Source organism: Halobacterium sp. GSL-19, assembly GCF_016917855.1.
Taxonomy (GTDB): domain Archaea; phylum Halobacteriota; class Halobacteria; order Halobacteriales; family Halobacteriaceae; genus Halobacterium; species Halobacterium salinarum.
On record NZ_CP070377.1, the window covers coordinates 199,778 to 220,222 of the forward strand.

The window sequence follows — 20,445 nt, forward strand, 5'->3', positions numbered from 1 at the left end:
CGTGCCGCGGGCCTAAAGCCCGCTGATTGCGTCACTGCCCACCAGGGTCACGCCAGCGCGTCGACGTCGTCCAGGAACGCCGCCAGCATCTCCCGCGTGACGTGGGGCATACAGACCACGCGCAGCGCGTCCGACGCCGTCCGGGAGATCCGCCACCCCTCTTCGCGCAGCGCCTGGAACTCGGCGTCGGGCATGTCGGCAGCGACCAGCGGCAACTCGGGGTCGACGACGTCGTATCCGCGGGCGGCGAGCTCCGCGGCGAGGTACTCAGCGTTGCCCTGCGTGCGCTCGTACTGCTCGCGGTAGCCGTCCGGCCACAGCGCCCGCAGGCTGGCGAGCGCGCCCGCGACGCCGGCCCCCGACCGCGTCCCGCCCAGCGTCGGCTGGGTGTCGGACTCCAAATACGGCGTCTCGATGGCGAGCGCGTCCAGCGTCTCGGGATCCCGCGCTAGAAACCCCCCTGCGGGAACCGGTGCCTGCCCCATCTTGTGTGGGTCGATGGCCATCGTGTCCACCGGCGCGTCGGCGAAGCTCCAGTCGTGGTCGGTGAACGGCAACACGAACCCACCCCAGGCCGCGTCGACGTGGAGGTTCGCGTCCACCCCGGCTGCGATGTCCGCCAGCGCCGGGATCGGGTCCACCCGCCCGTACTCGGTCGTTCCGGCCACCCCGACCACCACGGCGGTGTCGCCGTCCACGAGGTCCGCCACTGCAGCCACGTCCGCCCGGTGATCCCCGTCAGTGGGCGCGAGCCGCAACTCCACGCCGAGCACGTCAGCGGCCTTCTGGAAGCTGAAATGCGCGCTCGCCGGCGCAACCACGTTCACGGCGTCGGCGTCGGCGCGGTTGCGCGCGGCCCGGACGGCCTGGAGGTTCGCCTCCGTGCCGCCGGCAGCGATGTAGCCGTGTGGCGACGACAACCCCACGATCTCTCCGAGCAGTGCAACGGCGTCGCGCTCGCGTTCGGCCACCGCCGGATACGTCTCCGGGTCGCCCGGGTTGGTCGCCAGAAACGCCTGTGCAGCCTCGCGGGCCGCGGGATGCGGCGTCGTGCACATCGAGGACAGCACCCGGTCGAACTCCTGTGGCGGCCGCCGCGCTTCCCCACGCGTCATACCCGCATGCAACGACAGCAGCCGTTTAGCGGTTCCGCTCTCGGCACGCCGACCGCTCCGCAGCGGCCCCGCTGTCGGCCGCGGTCAGATACCGGATGCGCTCGGGCACCGGCGGATGCTGGTAGTGGAACGCCTCGTAGTAGGGATGCGGGAACGGGTTGCCGAGGTTCTGGCTCGTGAGCGCCCCCAGGGCGTCCGCGAGCGGTTCACCGTCCCCCATCACGTCCACGGCGAACGCGTCGGCCTCCCGCTCGTTTGCCAGCCAGAGTCTGTTCTGTAGCGGCGCGGTGAGCCGGCTCAGCGGCTGCAACCACACCCCCGCAAGCAACAGCCCGGCCGCGGGCTGCTCGGGCACCCCGAACATGCCGTACAGCCAGCCGGCATCGAGCAGCCGGGACGCCACGAACAACACCACCCCAGCCTGCAGCGTGGCCGCCCCGATGGTCTGCCAGATGTGGCCGTTCTTCCAGTGGGCGAGCTCGTGGGCAAGCACGGCTTGAAGCTCCGTTTCGCCCATCTGGTCGATGAGCGTGTCGAACAACACCACCCGCTTGGTCGCGCCGAACCCCGTGAAAAACGCGTTCGAGTGCCCCGACCGCGACGAGGCGTTCATGACGTACACCTGCTCGCAGGCGAACCCCGCGCGGTCGAAGACGTCCTCGATGGCGTCCCGCAGTCCGCCCTCGTCGACGGGGTCGAAGTCGTAGAACAACGGCATCACCACCCGGGGCACCAGCACCTGCGTGGCCAGCAGGAACACCCCCACGATCCCGGTCGCGGCGACGAACCACCACTCGGGGAGCGCCGCCACAGCCACCAGGACGGCCCCGCCAAGCACTGCGACGAACACGCCCGCCAGCCCGGCGCTCAACAGCGCGTCCCGGGCGAACAGCGCCGGCGACTGCTCGTTGAACCCGAACGCCGACTCGACGCCGAACGTCTCGACGGCGTCGAACGGCACGCGCGCCACCTGCATGGCGACCGTCGCCCCCACGAGCAGCGCGACGCCGGCCAGCACGTCGCTGCCGACGGCGTCGTAGACGAACGCCACGGCGGCCCCGAACGCGCCGGTGTATAGGACACCCAACACAGCGCCGGCCAGCACGACCGACCGGAGTTGGCTCACCGCCGTCCCGAGTCGGTGGTACGCCAGCAGCTCCCCGGGGTCGTCGACGCCGATATGCGTGGCCAGCCAGGCGCTGCGCTCGCGGACTGTGCGCTCCGCGTACCGGACGTTCAGTGCCGCCAGCGACGCGAACAACAGCGTCGTCCCGGCGACGAGCGCGAGGAAGACGACGTGGTGGACGAGCATCCCCTCAGTGTCGGTTCCGCGCCTCCCTAATCCCGGCGGTCACTCACGGGCCGACTCGAGCAGGAGTCGCTGCTCGACGCGCTTGACCTCGTGTTGGACGTCGCGAACGGCGTCGATGTTCGCGGAGATCGAGGACACGCCGGTCTCCACCAGGAAATCCACCATCTCGGGTTTCGAGCCGGCCTGCCCGCAGATGCTGGTGGCGACGTCGTGCTCGCGGCAGGCGTCGATGGTGCGTTCGATGAGCGTCAACACCGACGGGTGGAGTTCGTCGAACCGGTCGGCGACGCTGCCGTTGTTGCGGTCGACGGCCAGCGTGTACTGGGTCAAGTCGTTCGTACCGAAGCTCGCGAAGTCCACGCCCTCCTGTGCGATCTCCTCGATGGCGAGCGCGGCCGCCGGCGTCTCGATCATGACGCCCCACGATCGCTTCTCGACGTCGATGCCGGCGTCCGCCATCAGGTCTCGGGCCCGCGCAACGTCCTGGGCGTCGTTGACCAGGGGGAACATCACTTCCACGTTGTCGTACCCCATCTCGTAGAGCCGCCGGAACGCCGACAGCTCGTGTTTGAACACGTCCGGGCGGTCGAGGCTGCGCCGAACCCCGCGGTAGCCGAGCATCGGGTTGTGCTCGTGGGGCTCGTCGTTGCCGCCTTCGAGTTGCCGGAACTCGTCGGTCGGTGCGTCGAGCGTGCGAACCCGCACCGGCCGCGGGTAGAACTCCTCGGCGACGCCCCGGATGCCGTCGACGAGCTCCTGGACGTAGGCGTCCTCGCCGTGGTCGTCGATATACCGCTTGGGCGTCTTGTTCGTGGACAGGATCATGTGCTCCATGCGGAGCAGCCCGACCCCGTCGGCACCGGTCGCGGCGGCGCGCTCGGCGGCCTCCGGGATGGAGACGTTGACCTTGACTTCGGTGGCGGTCATCGGCTTCACCGGCGTCGTCGGTCGCGCGTCCTCGATGGGGTCGTGCTCGGTGGTGGTCTCCTCGCGGCCGTCGCGGACGACGCCACGGTCACCGTCGAGCGTGACCGCCTGATCGTCGCACAGCGTGGCCGTGGCGTCCGTCGCGCCGACGACCGCCGGACAGCCGAGTTCGCGGGAGACGATGGCGGCGTGACTGGTCATCCCGCCCTCGTCGGTGACGATGCCCGCCGCCCGCTTCATCGCCGGCACCATGTCGGGGGTCGTCATCTCGGTGGCGATGATGTCGCCCTCGCCGATCTTGTCGAGCTCGTCGAGGCTCGTGACGACGCGTGCCGGCCCCGACGCGACACCCGGGCTCGCGCCCAGTCCGGTGACGACGGCGTCGCCGTCGCCGCCACCACCGTCGGTGTTCGCTACCGCCCCGTCGGTGTCGTCCTCGATGGTCGTGATCGGCCGGGACTGCAGCATGTACACGTCGCCGTCGACGATCGCCCACTCCACGTCCTGTGGGGCGTCGTAGTGGGCTTCGACGCGCTCCCCGATGGTGACCAGGTCGCTGATCTCGGCGTCGTCGAGGACGCGCTGGGTGCGCTTCCGGTCGGGCACGTCGCGGGACACGGTCTCGCCGGTGTCGTCGTCCTTGACGTGCATCACCTTCTTGTCGGCGACCGTCGCCTCCTCGACGGTGTCCGTGTCGCGGTCGACGACGTAGTTGTCCGGCGACACCGCCCCGGAGACGACCGCTTCGCCGAGCCCCCAGGCGGCCTCGACGATGGCCTCGTGTGCGCCCGTCGAGGGGTGGCTGGTGAACAACACCCCGGATTTCTCCGCGTCGACCATGCGCTGGACGACGACGGCGATGTTCACGCGGTCGTGATCGAAGCCCTGTTCCTGTCGGTAGTAGATCGCGCGCTCCGTGAACAGGCTCGCCCAGCAGCGTTTCACGTGGTCGAGCAGCGCCTCACGCGTGATGTTGAGAAACGTCTCCTGTTGGCCGGCGAAGCTCGCGTCCGGGAGGTCCTCGGCGGTCGCCGAGGACCGGACCGCGACGAACGCCGCCCCGTCGTCGAGGGCGTCGTACGACGAGAGGATGTCCTCGCGGAGACTCGCCGGGAAGTCGGTGTTCAGGATGAGGTCGCTCGCGTGCGCCGCGGCGTCGGCGAGCGCGTCGGAGTCCTCGGCGTCGACGCCCACCGCGTCGAACAGCTCCTGGTCGATCCCTGCCTCCTCGATGAACGTCCGGTAGGTGCCGGCGGTCACGACGAAGCCCGGTGGGACTGGGAGCCCGGCATCCGTGAGTTCGCCGAGTGATGCCCCTTTGCCGCCGACACTGTCGATGTCGTCGGCGCGTACGTCTTCCAGCCAGCGTACAGCCATGTGGCGTCTGTACAGTCACGCAATGCCCCTATGAATATTCCGAACCCCTCTGGAGAACTGACATATGGTACTCGGAACCGAGTTGTCGTTTCTACTCGATGGGTTTTACCCGGCGCACTCCGTGAGACCGCGCATGGACGCGAAACGCGCCGCCACACACTCAAGCAAATACTTCCTCGCCACGACGATCCTCGGCATCGTCGCGCTCGCGCTCATCGGCTACGGCGGGGTCCTCGCACAGCCCGCGTTCGAACACGGTCTCCCATCCGGCCCCCACCTCGCTGACGCCGTTCCCGGGCTCGCGCTCGCGGCCGCCGGCGTCGTCATCTACCGGTTCGGCGCATCCTGGGCGCTGTACACGACGCTCACTGCCGCCCACGAGGACGCACTCGACGACACCCTCGACACCGCACGCGTGAAATCCGACATCGTCAGCGTGCTCGACGACCGCCTCTCGGACATGCAGACCGACCTCCAGTCGGCCAACCGCGAACTCCGCGAGCTCAAGCGCGACGACGACTGACTACGCCTCCAGGATCTCCTCCTCGGTCTCGGCCGGCACCGCCAGCGTCCCGTCGAGCGTCGACACGCCACGCCCGCCGACCATCGGCGCATCGCCAGCGACCCGCACCCGAACCCGCCCCGGCCGATCCACGAAATGCCCCTGCTCGAACACCATCTCGGCCGGCGCGTCCCCGTCGAACGCCCCGAACCGCGCCAGATACGCGCCCGCCGCCCCGCTCGCGGTGCCCGTCACGGGGTCCTCATCGACGCCCACACCAGGCACCCACGCCCGCCCATGCGCCGTCGACGCCCGGTCGAGCGCGTCGAACGAGAACATGTAGACGCCCGCCGCGCCCACGTCGTCGGCGAGCGCCTCGACGGCATCGAAATCGGGGTCGGCGTCGCCGAGATCCGAGAGGTACGTGATGGGCACGATCAGGAACGGCAGCCCGGTGTCGGCGACCGCAAGCGGGATGTCGTCGCTGGCACCCCGCAGCGCGGCCGCCTCGGTCCCGGTCGCCTCCGCGACCCGCTCGTAGGACAGCTCCACCTCGCGGACCGTCGGCGGGTTCTGGGCCATCCACACGGTCCCGTCCTCGGCCACCTCGATGTCGAGCACCCCGACGTTCGTCTCCAGGGTGTGCTCGCCGGCGGCGAGCGCGCCGTCGTCGTACAGGTGCGCGTGACTCGCGATGGTCGCGTGCCCACAGAGGTCGACCTCAGTGGTCGGTGTGAAATACCGGAGTCGGCGGTCGGCCGCGTCGCTCGGCCGCAGAAACGCCGTCTCGCTGGCGCCGAGCTCGGCCGCGATCGCCTGCATCTGGTCGTCGGTCAGTCCCCCGGCGTCCGGCACCACACCCGCGGCGTTGCCCGCACACGAGTCGTCGGTGAACGCGTCCACGAGCAGCGCTCGCGTCTCGGTCATGGCCCCGATTCGGGGTCCTCGGGCTTGCCTGTTTTCCTCCTCGCGTCGCTCCGGCCCCCCGCGGCGTCACTCCGATCCAGCCAGCCTGCGAGTGCCGCGACGACCGCCGCCGACTGATCTCCGCAGGCGGTCCGTCGTGGTGCCGTCATACGCCCGCTCCCGGGTGGAGGCCACTTCTGCGTTCCTGGGCCCGAGCGCGCTCGGTTCGGGCCCAGGGTCCGCTCGGCCGGCCTGTAAACCGTTAAGTAGCGACGCGAGCGAGTGCTGACACGCAATGAGTGACCTCCCGGACGATTTCAACTGCACGATCACCAACTGGGAGTATATTTACGGACTCTGCCGGGACGTCAGCGACCAGGTCAAAGCCGCCGACTTCGAGCCCGACGTGGTCGTCGCGCTCGCCCGCGGCGGCTGGTTCGCGGGCCGGTGTCTCTGTGACTTCCTCGGCCTGAACGACCTCACGAGCCTGAAAATGGAGCACTACGTCGGCACCGCGGAGAAATCCGCCGAGCCCGAAGTCCGGTACCCGATGCCGGAGGGCTCCGTCGAAGACAAGGACGTGCTCATCATCGACGACATCGCCGACACCGGCGGCTCCATCGAACACGCCCACGAGTACGTCCAAGACCGGGACGCCAACGCGGTCCGAACGGCAACCCTCCAGTTGCTGCAGACCAGCGCCTTCGAGCCCGACTACGTGGGCGAACGCCTCGACGAGTGGGCGTGGATCGTCTACCCCTGGAACTTCATCGAGGACATGATCGACATCATCGCCGGCGTGATGGCCACCGACGACGACGGCCCCTACACCACGGCCGGCATCCGCGACCTGCTCGCGGACTACCACGACGTCGACCGCATCCAGATGGAGATCGCACAGCCTGACCGCCTCACTGAAGTCCGCTCCGAGATGGTGCGCCGGGACGTGCTCGCCGCCACCGACGCCGACCGCTGGGCGCTCGTGTGACGCCCGCCGGCCGCCACCGCATCGTTTAGGTGTGGGGCCCGCTCACATCCTGGTGTGATCGGCTTCATCGGCGGTTCCGGCATCTACGACGCACTGCCACTGAACGACGTCCGGGAAACAGCCGTTTCGACGCCGTACGGCGACCCGAGCGCGCCGGTGACCATCGGCGAGTTCGGCGACACCGGCACCGAGGTGGCGTTCCTGCCGCGCCACGGCTCCGACCACCAGCGGTCGCCGACGAACCTCCCGTACCGCGCCAACATCTACGCGTTCAAGCAGCTCGGCGTCGAGCGCATCCTCGCGTCCAACGCCGTCGGCAGCCTCAGAGACGAGCTGTCCCCCCAGACGCTGGTCGTCCCGGACCAGATCTTCGACCGGACGAACCACCGCGACGCGACGTTCTTCGGTGACGGCGTCGTCGTCCACCAGCCGTTCGCGGACCCCTACTGTCCGCACATGGTCGAGCACCTCCACGACGCCGCCACCGACGCCACCGACGCCGACACCCAGCAGGGCGGCACGTACGTCTGCATCGAAGGCCCCCAGTACTCGACGCGCGCCGAGTCGGAGTTCTACAAGGCCCAGGGCTGGGACCTCGTCGGCATGACCGCCATCCCCGAGGCGAAGCTCGCGCGGGAGGCGGAGATGTGTTACGCGACGGTCGCCGGCGTCACCGACTACGACGTCTGGAAAGCGGACAGCGAAGTCACGCTCGACGAAGTGCTCGCCAACGCCGCCGCCAACGAGGACGCCATCAAGGCGACCGTCGAGCGCGCCATCGAGACGCTGCCCGACGAGCGCGACTGCGACTGCGGCCACAGCCTCGACGGCACGGTCAACACGCCCCCGGAGGCCATCCCCGAGGAGACCCGCGACCGCGTCGCGCCGCTGCTCGGCGACCACATATAGCGGTCACAATACACTAAGATTCGAATCCGTAGACATAAAATGTAAATACGTGAGCCGACTTCGTTAGTGTATATGCAGGGTGACGTGGATGCACAGGCGTTCTCGGCGGAGCTCGCCGAGTTGAAACGCGGCGGCTGTACACTGCTTGTCGCCAGTGACGCGCCCGGCCACGGCACCGCCTGCGAGCGCCTGCTCGGCGCTCCCGAGCTCGACCGCAGCCACGTCTTCCTCTCGACAGCAGTCGACGTTCCGACGATCCTCACGCGCCACCGCCCACGACGCACGGATCCCGGATCGTTCGCCGTCGTCGACGCCACTTCCGACACGCGAAGCACAACCACGACGACCAGCGCCGCCCCCACCGGCCCGACTGCCACCACGGAGTGGTACGAGCGCGCCCCCGATCACCTGGATCTGGAGGCCGTCTACACCACAACCAAGGCCGCCATCGACCGGGTGGCTGCGGACGCCGACGGCCCGGGTGAGCTCCGCGTCTGCCTCGACCGCCTCGACACCTACATCGACGCCACCACCGCCGGCACCATCGCGGAAACCGAGCTGTTCCGGTTCCTACACTTGCTCTGTGGCGCGATCCGGCGCGTCGACGGCATGGGCCACGTCCACGTCTCGGCGTCGGCCGACGACGACGTGCTCGGAACCATCGAGCCGCTGTTCGACGCGACCGTCGAGATCGAAACGACGGCCGGCCAACACGCCCGCCAGCGCTGGCACCTCCACAGCTCCGGCCGGGAGACCGGCTGGTTCCAGCTGTAGCCTCTCACGCCGGCGGCACTGTCGCCGCCTGCGCGGGGAACTCCTCGGTCGCCTGCACCCAGAGGTCGCCGAACAACTCGTCTTGGGCGAGCGTGACCGCGCCCCGGTGTGCGAGAAACAACACCGCCAGAAACGTCTCCACTCGGGACGGCCCGGCAGCCGCGATCTCGGCGTACAACACCTCGTCCCGGCCGGCCTCGTACTGCGCGGCGAGCGCCCCCCGGACGTCGGTGATCGTGGCCTCGATGTCCTCCCCGTGGGCGTTCCCGAGCGTCTCCGCGGTGGTTGGCTCGTCAGCCATCCGGCCCGCGTCACCGCTGCGGTACTCCATCTCATTGACGCCCCGCCGGAACCCCTGTGGGCTGTCGCTGGTGTCGTACTCCCTGGACTCCTTCCACCACGACCCCCGCTCGGCCTCCCGGAGCTCGCGCACGAGCTCGTCCAGCGTCCGTGGGCTGCCCCGCGCCTGCTTGCGGTCCAGGCGCCGCTCCATTTCGGCCTCCAGGGACGCCACCGGATCCGACGCCGGCTGTGCGTCGTCCCCGTCCGGCGGCTCCCAGGGCGCGCGCTCGTCGTCACCGTCGTCGGCGTCCTCGTCGTCGTCGTCGTCCAGCATCGCCTCGCTTTTCATCCGCAACAGCACGCTGGCGTAGAACAGCGCCCGCCCCGACGTCCGCAGATCAGCCTCGTCGAGTGCCGCCAGGAACTTGTCGGTCACCGCGACGATGTCGATGTCCCAGGGCTCGATCTCGCCGCGCTCGGCCAACCGCACCAGCACCGCCACCGGCTCGACCGCATCGCCGTCGGCGTCACTCCGCTCCTCGTGGCCGGGACTGGCCACCGGCACCGCGTCCCGATCAGTCATCCGTGACCGCCCCCTGCGCCGAGAGGTCGATGCCGGTGACGATGCTGCGGTTGTCAGCCTGCATCGTCACCCCGATGGCGCGCTCGGAGCGGTCGAGCATCGCCGACCGATGGCTGACCACGACGAACTGCGCGTCGCCCGCAAGCTCGTCCACGAGCTCGCCGACGCGATCCGCGTTCACCGCGTCGAGGAACGCGTCCACCTCATCCAGCGCGTAGAACGGCGCGGGGGTGTGGCGCTGAATGGCGAAAATGAACGCCAGCGCGGTCAGCGACTTCTCGCCGCCGCTCATCGCGTCCAACCGCTGGACGGGTTTGTCCCCGGGCTGTGCCTTCATCGTCAACCCCCCGTCGAAGGGGTCGTCGGGGGTTTCGAGTTCGAGCCCACCGGTGCCGGCTGACAACCGCGAGAAGATGCGCTGGAAGTGGTCGTTGATCGCCTCGAACGCCGCCATGAACGTCGACTTCTTCTGCTCGTCGTAGCGCGCGATGCGCTCCCGAATCCCGTCGGCCTCCTCGGTGAGCGTCGCTCGCTGCGCCTCCAGGCTATCGAGGGTGTCGGCGACCGACTCGTACTCGTCGATCGCGAGCATGTTCACCGGCTCCAACGCCTCCATGCGCGCGCCGAGGCGCTCGACGTTCTCGGCGACCACGTCGGCGTCCGGAATCTCCGCCGGATCGTACTCCCCGACGGCGTCGTCCAGCTCCGCGACCTCCTCGCTGAGCGTCTGCGCTGCCGCCTGCAGGCGCTCCAGGCGGTGTCGTGCGTCCTCGACCGCGGCCGCCTGCTCGTCGCGGGCGTCTTCGGCCTCACTGAGGTCGGCCTTGCGCTCCTCGCGGTCGCGTTTCAGGTCCGCCAGCTCGGCTTCGAGGTCCTCAACCGCCGCCTCCTTCTCAGCGAGCTCCGCCTGCTTGGCCTCGATGTCGCCGTTCAACGCCTCGATTCGCGCCTGCTCGTCGGCTTTCCGGCTCTCGGCGTCGGCCACGTCAGCCTGGAGGTCCTCGACGGCGTCCTCGGCGTACTCTTTTTCGAGCGTGAGGCTGTTCAGCTCGCCATCGAGCTCGTCGACACGACCCTCTAGGTCCGCGACGGTCGCCTCGATGTCTTCCTTTTCGGCGGTGAGCTCGGGGATCCTCGACTCCGCCAACTCCGCCTCCAACGACTCGATCTCGGCCTCGATGGCTGCGATCGTCTCCTGCTGTGCGTCGATCTCCGCGTCGACGGTCTGCATCTCCGCGTCGACGGCCTCGCGCTCGTCCTGCAGCTCCTCGATGCGCGTTTCGAGGTCCGCGATGCGCTCCACGGCGGCCTCCCGGTCGGCCTCGGCGGCCTCGATGTCGGCCTGGATCGTCCGCACCTGCTCGGTGGCGTCCTGGCGGCGGTCCCGCGCCGAATCCAGGCGCTGGTCGATCTCGCGGACCTCCTGGCGGCAGTCCTCGCGGTCGTCTTCGAGACCCTGGATGCGCTCGGCGACCCGTTCGAGCTGCCCCTTCCCGGATTTCGAAAACGAATACCGCGACCCCGACCGACTCCCCCCGGTCATCGCACCGGATTTCTCGACGAGATCGCCCGCCAGCGTCACGAGCCGGAACTCGCCCATCAGGTCGCGTGCGGTCTCCATGTTCTCCACGACCAGCGTACTCCCCAACACGTACGAGAACACCGGCGCGTACCGCTCGTCGAAGTCCACGAGGTCGTACGCGAAGTCCACCACGCCGGGCATCGCCGGCGCGCTCGGCAGCGACCGCTGCTGCATCTCGGTGATCGGGAGGAACGTCGCGCGGCCGGCGTTGCGCTGCTTGAGGTACTCGATGCAGCGCTGCCCGACGCCGTCGTCGTCCACCACCACGTTCGCCAGCCGCCCGCCCGCAGCCGTCTCGCAGGCGGTCGCGTACTGCTCGCGCACGCCACCCAACTGGCCGACAGTGCCGTGCACGCCGTCCCGGTCGTCGTTCAGCACCGTCGTCACCGCCTTCCCGTACGAGGAGTCTCCCGACTGGTCGGCCTGCGCCTCCAGGCGCGCGTACTCCTCTTGGGCCGCCGACAGCTCGTCCTCGACCGCCGCGAGGTCCCCTTGGCGCTGGCGTTTCTCCTGTTTGAGGTCCTCGACCACGTCGACGATCTGCTCGCGGTTCCGCGTTGCCTTCTCCAGTTCGTCCGCGAGCTCGTCCAGCGTGGCGTCCACCTCGGGGAGCTCGGCCCGGGCGTCCTCCAAGTCGGCCTCGGCGTCGGCCAGCTCCTCGCTGCGGCGTTTGGCCTCGTCCAGCAGTCGGTCTTGCTCCCGCTGGTGGTCGTTGCGCTCGCGTTTGGCGTCCTCCAGGGCGGTCTTCTCGTCCGCGAGCGCGGCTTTCAGCTCGTCGAACTCGGTGTCCACGGACTCGATCTCGGCTTCGATGTCGGCGAGCTCGTCGCGGCGCTCCTGGATCTCCGCGGTCACCGACGCCTTCTGGACTTTCACCTCCCTGATGTCGGTCTCAAGGGCGTCGATCCGCTCGCGTTTGCGGTCGATCTCGACGACCGCCTCTCGGCGCTCGGCGTCCGCGTCCTGGACGCGATCCTCGCAGGCCGCGACCGTGTCTTCGAGCCGCGACACCTCGCCTTTGATCTCCTCGATCTCGCGCTTGATCGCAAGCTGTTCGTCCTCACCCTTGCGCTCGATCTCGGCGTTCAACGCCGCCAAATCCGCTTCGATGCGGCCCACGGTGTCGCGGCGCTCGTCCAACTCGGCGGTGAGCCCCTCCAACTCGCGCTCCTGTTCGTCGATGTCCGCCCGCGTCGACGACAGGTCGGCGCGCCTCTCCTCCAACTCGGCGGCCTTGGCGTACCCCTCGTACTCCTGTTTTTCCTCCTGTAGGTCCTGATATTCGAGGGCGGTCTCGCGCTCGTCAGCGAGGCGGTCGAGGCGGTCGCGCTTCTCGTCGATCTTCAGCTCCGCCTCCCCGATGCGCTCCTCGACGACGTCCAACTCCTCGAACGCGTCGCGCTTCTTCGCGTCGAACTCCGCGACACCCGCGATCTCGTCGATGATCTCGCGGCGCTCGCCGGCGGTCATGTTGATGATGCCAGTGACGTCACCCTGCATCACCACGTTGTATCCCTCCGGGGCGATCCCGGCCTGCGCGAGCAGCTCTTGGATGTCCGCGAGGTTCACCGACCGGTCGTTCAGGTAGTAGTACGAGTAGTGGCTGTCGTCGGTGCGCTTGACGCGGCGCTTGATCGTGATGGTGTCCACGCTGCCGACGTTCTCGGAGCCGGCGGCGGTGGTCACCTGCGACCGGGAGACCACGCCCGCGTCGTTGTTCAACACGACTTCGACGCTGGCCTCCGTCGGCCCCGCGGCTCCATCAGCGCCCTCGTGAGCGGGGTTGTAGATGAGATCAGTGAGCGTTTCGGCGCGCATCCCGGTGGTGCGGGCCAACCCAAGCGCGAACAGTATGGCGTCGATGATGTTCGACTTCCCGGAGCCGTTGGGACCACTGATCGTCGTGAAGTCCTCGTAGAACGGGATTCGGGTGGTCCCTGCGAAGCTCTTGAAGTTCTCAACGACGAGTTCCTCTATGTACATGTGCAAAGGGGGCGGCCAGCCTCAAGCGACGATGATGTCGTCGAGCCCGGAGTCGTCGGTGTCGTCGGTGGCGGCGTCGTCCTCGGTGTCGTCGGCGTCCGTCCCGTCGGCTGGCTGGTCGTCGGCCGGCTCGATGGCGGACTGGTCGCGGGCCTGCCTGAGCGCGTCGGTTGACGGTGGCTGGTCGAGTTCGGCTTCGAGCGCCCGGATGCGTTCGCCCGCATCGACCAGCTCCTCGGTGAGGCCGCGCACGGTCGCTTCCAGTTCAGCGACTCGGTCTTCGAGGTCGGTGGCGTCGTCGCTCATATCCTGGGAACCGGCCTCGATACGTAAAAGGATGTATCGGACGTGCGTCAGACACCTATTAGCGGTCCTACTGGTTGTGGGTTCGGGGCTTCGTTACTCCTAAGCGGACGCACCGAGAATCCGTTGGTAATGAGTGCGCAGGCAGCCGAACGGGATCTCACGGCCATCATCGGGCTGGAGGTCCACGTGCAACTGGAGACGGACACCAAGATCTTCTGTGGGTGTTCGACGGACACCGACGACGCAGACCCGAACACGCACACCTGTCCGGTCTGCCTCGGGCTTCCGGGGGCGCTCCCGACACTGAACGAGGGGGCCGTCGAAGCCGCCGTGAAACTCGGGAAAGCGATCGACGCCGACATCCCCGAGCGAACGCGCTTCCACCGGAAGAACTACTTCTACCCCGACCTCCCCAAGGGGTTCCAGATCACGCAGTACGACGCCCCGATCTGCCAGGACGGCGAACTCGAGGTCGGCACCGCCGACGAACGGCGCGCCATCGGCATCGAGCGCGCGCACCTCGAAGAGGACCCCGGCAGCCTCCAGCACGTCGGCGGCAGCATCGAGGACGCCGACTACACGCTCGTGGACTACAACCGCGCCGGCACGCCCCTGATGGAGATCGTCACCCGGCCGGACTTCCGGGCCGCCGAGGAAGTCCGGTCGTTCCTCGCGAAGCTCACGTCGGTCCTGGAGTATCTCGGCGTCTTCGACGCCGAACGCGACGGCAGCCTGCGCGTCGACGCCAACATCTCGATGGTGGACAGCGCGGAACTCGCCGGCGAGGGCGGTCCCAGCGACGACGTGCTCGAAGCCGCGAACCGGACCGAAGTGAAAAACATCTCCAGTCACCGCGCCGCCCAGAAGGCGCTTGCCTACGAGACCACGCGCCAGCGCAACCAGCTCGAACGGGGGATGGCGGTCGCCCAGGAGACCCGCCACTGGGACGAGGCCCGCGGCGTCACCGTCTCGATGCGCTCCAAGGAGGAGGAGAAAGATTACCGGTACTTCCGGGAGGCCGACATCCCGCCCCTGGAGGTCTCTGACTGGAAAGACGAGATCCCGATCCCGGAACTGCCGGACGCGCGCCGCGAGCGCTTCCGGACCGAGTACGGGGTCGGCGACGAGACGGCGTCGAAGCTCACCTCCCGGAAAGCCGTCGCGGACCTCTTCGAGGAACTCGCCGACGAGTACGACGCCGCCCTCGCCGCGACGTGGGTCGCGGACAACGTTCTGGGCGAACTCAACTACCGCGACCTCTCGCTGGACGACGTGGCCGACCGCGACGACGAGTTCGAACGCCTCGTCGAACTCGTCGCCGAGGACGAGATCACGGCGAAGAACGCCGAGGAAGTCGTGCTGCGCACGATGCTCGACGAGGACCGAGCCCCGGACGAGATCGTCGATGCCGAGGGACTCGGGAAGACCTCGGGGGACGCGGTCGCGGACGCCGTCGCCGAGGCCATCGCGGAGAACCCCGACGCCGTCGCGGACTACCACGACGGCGAGGGCGACGCCCTGAACTTCCTCGTCGGACAGGTGATGGCGAAGACCGGCGGCAGCGCCGACCCCGGCCAGGTCAACGAACTGCTGCGCGACGAACTGGCGCAGGCGTAACCCTCGCCGCGACCTCTCATCGCTCGCCTTCGCCGCCGCTGGCGGCTACGATCCTGCGTCCGTCCGGTCGGACCCGACGACTGCTGGCCGCACACCAGTGACGACACCGAGAGCGACACTGAGGCAGCCGGCGAGCAGCCAGCCGGTGCCGGTCCCCGCCGCCAGCGTGGCTCCAAACCCGGTTTTGGTGTATCCGGAGATGAGCATGACCACGCCGAGTGTGGTGTACCCCGCACCCGCGAGCCAGTGTTCGTCGACGAACTCGGGGCGTCTCTCCGGGGTGCCAGCGAGGACGAACGCGACGCCGGCCGCGACGAGCAGCCCCGACTGTTCGGTGAGTCCGGCTGGGTGGCCCGAGACGGCCGACACCGCGAGCAGCCCGCTCCCGAGACACACCAGGAACGCCCCGAACACCGGTGTCGCTTCGCTCCACGTCACGGTGGCGACGACAGCCGGCGTCGGGATAACTCTGCTGTGCCTCTGGACCCGACCGACATCACTCGGGGAAGCCGTCCGACCCGAGGCCGAAGTCGCCCGGCCGGAAGACGTACGCCAGCCCGACGAACGCAAGGCTTGCGCCGCCCAGCCCGACGGCGATGGCGTACGCGAGCTCGGCGTCGGTTCCGGTGTCACCCAGCTTGGAGACGACCAGCCACGCGCCGAGTACGGCGTTCCCCGCGCCGAGCAGTCGGTGGGGACCGACGCGGTCACGGAGCGCGCTCGGCGTCCCGGAGAGTATCATGAGCACACCGGCGGCGATGAGAAGCACGGCTTCTGCGGCGAGCCAGCTCGGCGGCGGGTACGAGAGGGCGACGACACACGCCCCGAGCACGGCGAGTACGAGCCCGAGAACGCGAGCGTACTGGTAGCGGTTCATACGCGTGGTGAGACAACCCATGGGGGTAGTTCTTTCGTGCGATCGCAGGCGCTGCGAGCGGCCGCGCGAGCACTCGCCTGCGCACCCACGGCCACCCGGCATCGCGAACGCCCGAGCGCGCCTTGTCCCGACGCTTGCCTGCGGTTCTCGCGTACGAAATCTTTACCCGGAGTCCCAGCGTACAGTCCCCAACGACACCCGCAGGGGTGGAGGTAGCACACCGTGGAACTCATCGTCACAGAGAAGAACAACGCCGCGCGGCGCATCGCCGACATCCTCTCCGAGGGAGGGGCGTCGACGACACAGACCGCGGGCGTGAACGTCTACGAGTGGGGTGGCCGGCGCTGCATCGGGCTGTCCGGCCACGTCGTCGGGGTTGATTTCCCGCCGGAGTACAACGACTGGCGGGACGTCGAGCCCGCGGAACTGATCCACGCCGACGTGGTGAAAGACCCGACCCAGGAGGACATCGTGAACGCGCTCCAGCGGCTCGCTCGGGAGGCCGACGACGTGGTCATCGCGACCGACTACGACCGCGAGGGCGAGCTCATCGGGAAGGAGGCCTACGAGCTCGTCCGCGAGGTGAACGAGCAGGCACCGGTCAACCGCGTGCGGTTCTCCTCGATCACGGACACCGAGGTGCGGTCGGCGTTCGCGGACCCCGATGACATCGACTTCGACCTCGCGGCCGCCGGCGAAGCCCGCCAGATCGTCGACCTGATGTGGGGGGCGTCGCTGACCCGGTTCCTGTCGCTGTCGGCGGGCCAGATGGGCGAGGACTTCATCTCCGTGGGCCGGGTGCAGTCGCCCACGCTGAAGCTCATCGTGGACAAGGAACGCGAGATCGAGGCGTTCGACCCCGACGACTACTGGGAGCTGTTCGCGGACCTCCGGAAAGACCAGACGACCTTCGAGGCGCAGTACTTCTACGAGGACCCCGCGGACGGCACCGAGGCCGAGCGCGTCTGGAACGAGGGCGACGCCGACGCCGCGTTCGACGCCCTCCGGCAGGCCGGCGAGGCGGTCGTCGACTCCGTGTCCCGCCGGACTCGCACCGACGATCCGCCCGCGCCGTTCAATACCACGCAGTTCATCCGCGCCGCGGGCTCGCTTGGCTACTCGGCGGGCCGCGCGATGAGCATCGCCGAGGACCTCTACACCGCGGGCTACATCACGTACCCCCGCACCGACAACACCGTCTACCCCGACGACCTCGACGAGCGCGACCTGTTGGAAGCCTTCCAGCAGACGGTGTTCGGCGACGACGCCGATTCGCTGCTCGACCAGGACCGCCTCTCGCCGACCAGCGGCGACGAGGAGACCACCGACCACCCGCCGATCCATCCGACAACGGACTTCCCCGACCGCAATCAGCTCTCCGAGGACGAATGGGCGGTCTACGAACTCGTCGTGCGGCGGTTCTTCGCGACGGTCGCCGCGCCCGCCGAGTGGGCGCATCTCCGCGTCACCGCGGACGCCGACGGCGAGTCCCTGAAGGCCAACGGGAAACGCCTCGTCGAGGCGGGTTACCACGCGGTCTACCCGTACTACGACAGCTCCGAGAACCACGTGCCGCCCGTCGAGGAGGGCGACACGCTCGCCATCACCGACGCCCGACTGGACGCCAAACAGACCCAGCCACCGCGCCGGTACGGGCAGAGCCGGCTCATCGAGACGATGGAGTCGATGGACATCGGGACGAAGTCCACGCGGCACAACACCATCGAGAAGCTCTACGACCGCGGCTACATCGAGAACGACCCCCCGCGGCCGACGACGCTCGCGGAGGCGGTCGTGGAGGCCGCCGAGGACTACGCCGATGTCGTGGTCAGCGAGGAGATGACCAGCCAACTGGAGGCGGACATGACCGCCATCGCCGACGGCGAAACGACACTCGACGACGTGACCACGGAGTCCCGGGAGATGCTCGACCGGGTGTTCGACGAACTCACCGCTTCCCGGGCTGAGATCGGCGACCACCTCCGCACGTCACTGAAGGCCGACAAATCACTCGGCCCCTGTCCGGAGTGTGGCGACACGCTGTTGCTCCGGCAGTCCCGCACCGGATCGCATTTCGTGGGCTGCGATGGCTACCCGGAGTGCCAGTTCACCCTCCCGCTGCCGTCGACCGGCGACCCACTCGTCATGGACGCCGTCTGTGAGGATCACGACCTCCACGACGTGAAGATGCTCGCCGGCCGGAACACGTTCGTCCACGGCTGCCCGCTGTGCGCGGCCGAGGCGGCCGACGAGTCCGAGGACCGACTCATCGGGCCGTGTCCGGACTGCGGCGAACCCCACGGCGGCGAACTCGCCATCAAGCAGCTCCAGTCGGGCAGCCGGCTCGTCGGCTGCGACCGCTACCCGGACTGCGAGTACTCGCTGCCGCTGCCCCGACGCGGCGACATCGAGGTCACGGAGACGTACTGCGACGAGCACGACCTCCCCGAACTCGTCGTCCACGACGGCGAGGACGACGACGACCCCTGGGAGCTCGGCTGCCCCATCTGCAACTACGAGGAGTACCAGGCCCGCCAGCGCCAGCAGGGACTCGAAGCACTGGACGGCGTCGGTCCGAAAACCGCTGCAAAACTCGAATCGGCCGGGGTCGAGGACGTCGGCGCGCTCGCCGACGCCGACCCGGAGGGGATCGCCGACGCGGTCTCGGGCGTCAGCGCCGACACGATCCGAGAGTGGCAAGCGCAGGCGGACTGACAGCCGCCCGCTCGATCCGGGCCGCCAAGCGTGTGACATACGACACGGATTGCGTGTCGTATCGCCGCCTACGTGCCCCCGTGATGGGTGTGTTCTGGTTGCGGCGGAACGGGCCGCCAGTAGCGCCGCGGTCAAGTGAATGGCCACACTACGGTCGGGCGTGCACCTCGACGAGTACATCGACGACCTCCAGCCGGACAGCGAGCACCAGCGCCGCCAGCAACTCGCTGCCGAGAAATCCTACGAGATCCTGGACTTCGTCGCGGACGTCGAACAGGGCGTCACCGAGGCGCTGCAGGGCGACACCCTCGTTGGGGCGACCGCGCCGTCGGTGTTCGTCGGGCGGTCGGCGTACCCGGACGTCTCGGCGGGCATCCTCTCGCCGGTCGCCGGGGACGCCGACCCCGCGGAGTTCGCGACGAGCGGCGAGTGGTACCAGCAGGGCCTCGGCATCGACAACGTCCTCCAGTACCGGACCGGCCTGCTGAACTCCCGTCGGGCGGCGAACGTGAACGTCCACGACGTTTGGGACGGCTTCGTCGGCACGCAGCGCGAAGTCGCGATGGCCGACCGGCCGGTGGACGTCGAAATCGGGCTGTCGGACGCCCCGACGTTCGACCGCGAGGAGTACACGAGCCCGGCGGCGAACGCGCCGTCGGGGCCGAACGCAAGCGCCGAATCCGCCGCCCTCGGGGAGAACCCCCACGTGCCGCGGTACGTGGAGAAAACCCTCGCCGACGACGACTGGGCGGCCGAGGGCGCGATGACGTACCTCTACCGGCGGGGGTTAGACGTCTACCAGATCAACCGCGTGCTCTCGGTGGGCGCGCTCGGGCAGGGCCACCACCGCCGCCTCGTCCCCACGCGGTGGTCGATCACGGCCGTCGACGACACGGTCGGCCAGTACCTCCGCGGAACGATCCGGGACGCACCCAGCGTCGATGAGGTCACCGTCCACGTCAACGAGTACATGGGGAACCGCTACTGGGTGGTGCTGGCGCCCGGCCGCTGGGAGCACGAACTCGTGGAGATGAAAGCCCCGGGCAGCATCTGGAACCCGGACCCGGGTGGGGACCTCTGGATGGCGGCCGCCAGCGAGGGCTACGAGGGCCGGACCGGCTACGTCGACGAGACGGCGGGCGCGTACTACGCCGCCCGCCTCGGCGTCCTTGAACACCTCTCGGACATCGGCCGGCAGGCGAAGGCGCTGGTGCTCCGGGAGGTCAGCGACGACTACTGGGCACCCGTCGGCGTCTGGCAGGTCCGAGAGAGCGTCCGCAACGCCTTCGACGGTCAGCCGGGCGAGGCCGAGACCTTCCACGGCGCGGTCGCGGAGATCAGCGACCACCTCCCGGTCTCGCTGGCCGCCCTCCGCCGTAAGTCCGACATGGTTGCCGGCGTCCAAAGCGCGCTCTCGGAGTTCGCCTAACCTTTATCTAGTTCCCTGTCCATCGCTGACCACATGGTCCCCCCAGTGTTCATCGGTGGTGTCCCGAGTGGCATGGAGCTCGCAGTCATGGCCTTCCTCCTGATTCTGATCGCAGCAGTCGCCTACGGCACCGTTTGGGTCGTCCGCGCCGTTTCGGATCGTGGGGGCAGCGACCTCGAAGCCCGCGTCGAGCACCTCGAAGGAGAGGTCGCGGCGCTGCGCGAGGACCGCCGCAATCGCGAGGAGCCGTAGCACTGGGGT

18 protein-coding genes are annotated in these 20,445 nt (G+C 68.9%); 8 read left to right on the forward strand and 10 right to left on the reverse strand.

What is annotated here, in order from left to right; translation table 11 throughout:
• Nucleotides 1-47: 47 nt before the first annotated feature.
• The 3 genes from mfnA to ppsA are packed head-to-tail and all read right to left on the reverse strand — an operon-like array spanning nucleotide 48 to nucleotide 4,731.
• Nucleotides 48-1,115 carry a tyrosine decarboxylase MfnA gene (gene mfnA / locus JT689_RS02710; RefSeq protein ID WP_205251439.1) on the reverse strand — a complete coding sequence of 356 codons (1,068 nt, stop codon included), beginning with the start codon at nucleotides 1,113-1,115 and terminating at the stop codon, nucleotides 48-50.
• 25 nt (nucleotides 1,116-1,140) lie between these two features.
• A complete protein-coding gene (locus JT689_RS02715; protein WP_205251440.1) occupies nucleotides 1,141-2,427 on the reverse strand; it encodes a M48 family metallopeptidase in 1,287 nt (428 codons plus the stop codon).
• A gap of 39 nt (nucleotides 2,428-2,466) precedes the next feature.
• On the reverse strand, nucleotides 2,467-4,731 hold the full coding sequence (gene ppsA, locus JT689_RS02720; RefSeq protein ID WP_205251441.1) for a pyruvate, water dikinase: 2,265 nt from the start codon (nucleotides 4,729-4,731) through the stop codon (nucleotides 2,467-2,469).
• Between the two features lie 133 nt (nucleotides 4,732-4,864).
• Here ppsA and JT689_RS02725 point away from each other — a divergent pair, with 133 nt between their 5' ends.
• Nucleotides 4,865-5,254: a hypothetical protein gene (locus JT689_RS02725; protein WP_010902201.1), complete on the forward strand. Its 390-nt coding sequence runs from the start codon at nucleotides 4,865-4,867 to the stop codon at nucleotides 5,252-5,254.
• On the opposite strand, the gene JT689_RS02730 is transcribed toward JT689_RS02725, so the two are convergent.
• Nucleotides 5,255-6,160: a PhzF family phenazine biosynthesis protein gene (locus JT689_RS02730; RefSeq protein ID WP_205251442.1), complete on the reverse strand. Its 906-nt coding sequence runs from the start codon at nucleotides 6,158-6,160 to the stop codon at nucleotides 5,255-5,257.
• On the reverse strand, nucleotides 6,157-6,309 hold the full coding sequence (locus JT689_RS02735) for a hypothetical protein (RefSeq protein WP_205251443.1): 153 nt from the start codon (nucleotides 6,307-6,309) through the stop codon (nucleotides 6,157-6,159). The genes JT689_RS02730 and JT689_RS02735 overlap by 4 nt, the downstream gene beginning before the upstream one ends.
• Before the next feature lie 125 nt (nucleotides 6,310-6,434).
• Between JT689_RS02735 and JT689_RS02740 the strand changes: the two genes are divergently transcribed.
• The 3 genes from JT689_RS02740 to JT689_RS02750 all read left to right on the forward strand — a co-directional run bounded on the left by JT689_RS02740 (nucleotide 6,435) and on the right by JT689_RS02750 (nucleotide 8,810).
• Complete coding sequence (locus JT689_RS02740; protein WP_010902203.1) at nucleotides 6,435-7,127, forward strand: phosphoribosyltransferase; 693 nt, start codon at nucleotides 6,435-6,437, stop codon at nucleotides 7,125-7,127.
• Nucleotides 7,128-7,181: 54 nt separating this feature from the next.
• On the forward strand, nucleotides 7,182-8,036 hold the full coding sequence (mtnP, locus tag JT689_RS02745) for an S-methyl-5'-thioadenosine phosphorylase (protein WP_205251444.1): 855 nt from the start codon (nucleotides 7,182-7,184) through the stop codon (nucleotides 8,034-8,036).
• 72 nt (nucleotides 8,037-8,108) lie between these two features.
• Nucleotides 8,109-8,810 (forward strand): hypothetical protein, encoded by a 702-nt coding sequence (locus tag JT689_RS02750; RefSeq protein ID WP_010902206.1) that lies wholly within the window; start codon nucleotides 8,109-8,111, stop codon nucleotides 8,808-8,810.
• A gap of 4 nt (nucleotides 8,811-8,814) precedes the next feature.
• On the opposite strand, the gene JT689_RS02755 is transcribed toward JT689_RS02750, so the two are convergent.
• Genes JT689_RS02755 through JT689_RS02765 form a run of 3 tightly spaced genes read right to left on the reverse strand, consistent with a single transcriptional unit; the run spans nucleotide 8,815 to nucleotide 13,546 of the window.
• The gene (locus JT689_RS02755) at nucleotides 8,815-9,675 is read right to left on the reverse strand and encodes a ScpA family protein (RefSeq protein WP_205251445.1); all 861 of its coding nucleotides are present in this window, start codon (nucleotides 9,673-9,675) and stop codon (nucleotides 8,815-8,817) included.
• Entirely contained in the window at nucleotides 9,668-13,240 is a 3,573-nt protein-coding gene (gene smc / locus JT689_RS02760) for a chromosome segregation protein SMC (RefSeq protein ID WP_205251446.1), read from the reverse strand. The genes JT689_RS02755 and smc overlap by 8 nt, the downstream gene beginning before the upstream one ends.
• A gap of 21 nt (nucleotides 13,241-13,261) precedes the next feature.
• Nucleotides 13,262-13,546: a hypothetical protein gene (locus tag JT689_RS02765; protein ID WP_205251447.1), complete on the reverse strand. Its 285-nt coding sequence runs from the start codon at nucleotides 13,544-13,546 to the stop codon at nucleotides 13,262-13,264.
• A 129-nt stretch (nucleotides 13,547-13,675) separates the two neighbouring features.
• Between JT689_RS02765 and gatB the strand changes: the two genes are divergently transcribed.
• Nucleotides 13,676-15,163 (forward strand): Asp-tRNA(Asn)/Glu-tRNA(Gln) amidotransferase subunit GatB, encoded by a 1,488-nt coding sequence (gene gatB / locus JT689_RS02770; RefSeq protein WP_205251448.1) that lies wholly within the window; start codon nucleotides 13,676-13,678, stop codon nucleotides 15,161-15,163.
• Between the two features lie 45 nt (nucleotides 15,164-15,208).
• Here the strand turns inward: gatB and JT689_RS02775 are convergent, their stop codons facing one another.
• Both JT689_RS02775 and JT689_RS02780 read right to left on the reverse strand, forming a co-directional pair.
• Complete coding sequence (locus JT689_RS02775; RefSeq protein ID WP_205251449.1) at nucleotides 15,209-15,601, reverse strand: hypothetical protein; 393 nt, start codon at nucleotides 15,599-15,601, stop codon at nucleotides 15,209-15,211.
• A 58-nt stretch (nucleotides 15,602-15,659) separates the two neighbouring features.
• Entirely contained in the window at nucleotides 15,660-16,040 is a 381-nt protein-coding gene (locus tag JT689_RS02780) for a hypothetical protein (RefSeq protein ID WP_229373391.1), read from the reverse strand.
• A gap of 222 nt (nucleotides 16,041-16,262) precedes the next feature.
• On the opposite strand from JT689_RS02780, the gene JT689_RS02785 reads away from it, so the two are divergent.
• The 3 genes from JT689_RS02785 (at nucleotide 16,263) to JT689_RS02795 (ending at nucleotide 20,436) form a co-directional block, all read left to right on the forward strand.
• Entirely contained in the window at nucleotides 16,263-18,755 is a 2,493-nt protein-coding gene (locus JT689_RS02785) for a DNA topoisomerase I (RefSeq protein ID WP_205251451.1), read from the forward strand.
• Nucleotides 18,756-18,915: 160 nt separating this feature from the next.
• Nucleotides 18,916-20,184, forward strand: a complete 1,269-nt coding sequence (gene nreA / locus JT689_RS02790; RefSeq protein WP_012289141.1) for a DNA repair protein NreA — start codon at nucleotides 18,916-18,918, stop codon at nucleotides 20,182-20,184.
• Between the two features lie 33 nt (nucleotides 20,185-20,217).
• On the forward strand, nucleotides 20,218-20,436 hold the full coding sequence (locus JT689_RS02795) for a hypothetical protein (protein WP_010902215.1): 219 nt from the start codon (nucleotides 20,218-20,220) through the stop codon (nucleotides 20,434-20,436).
• Nucleotides 20,437-20,445: the final 9 nt, after the last annotated feature.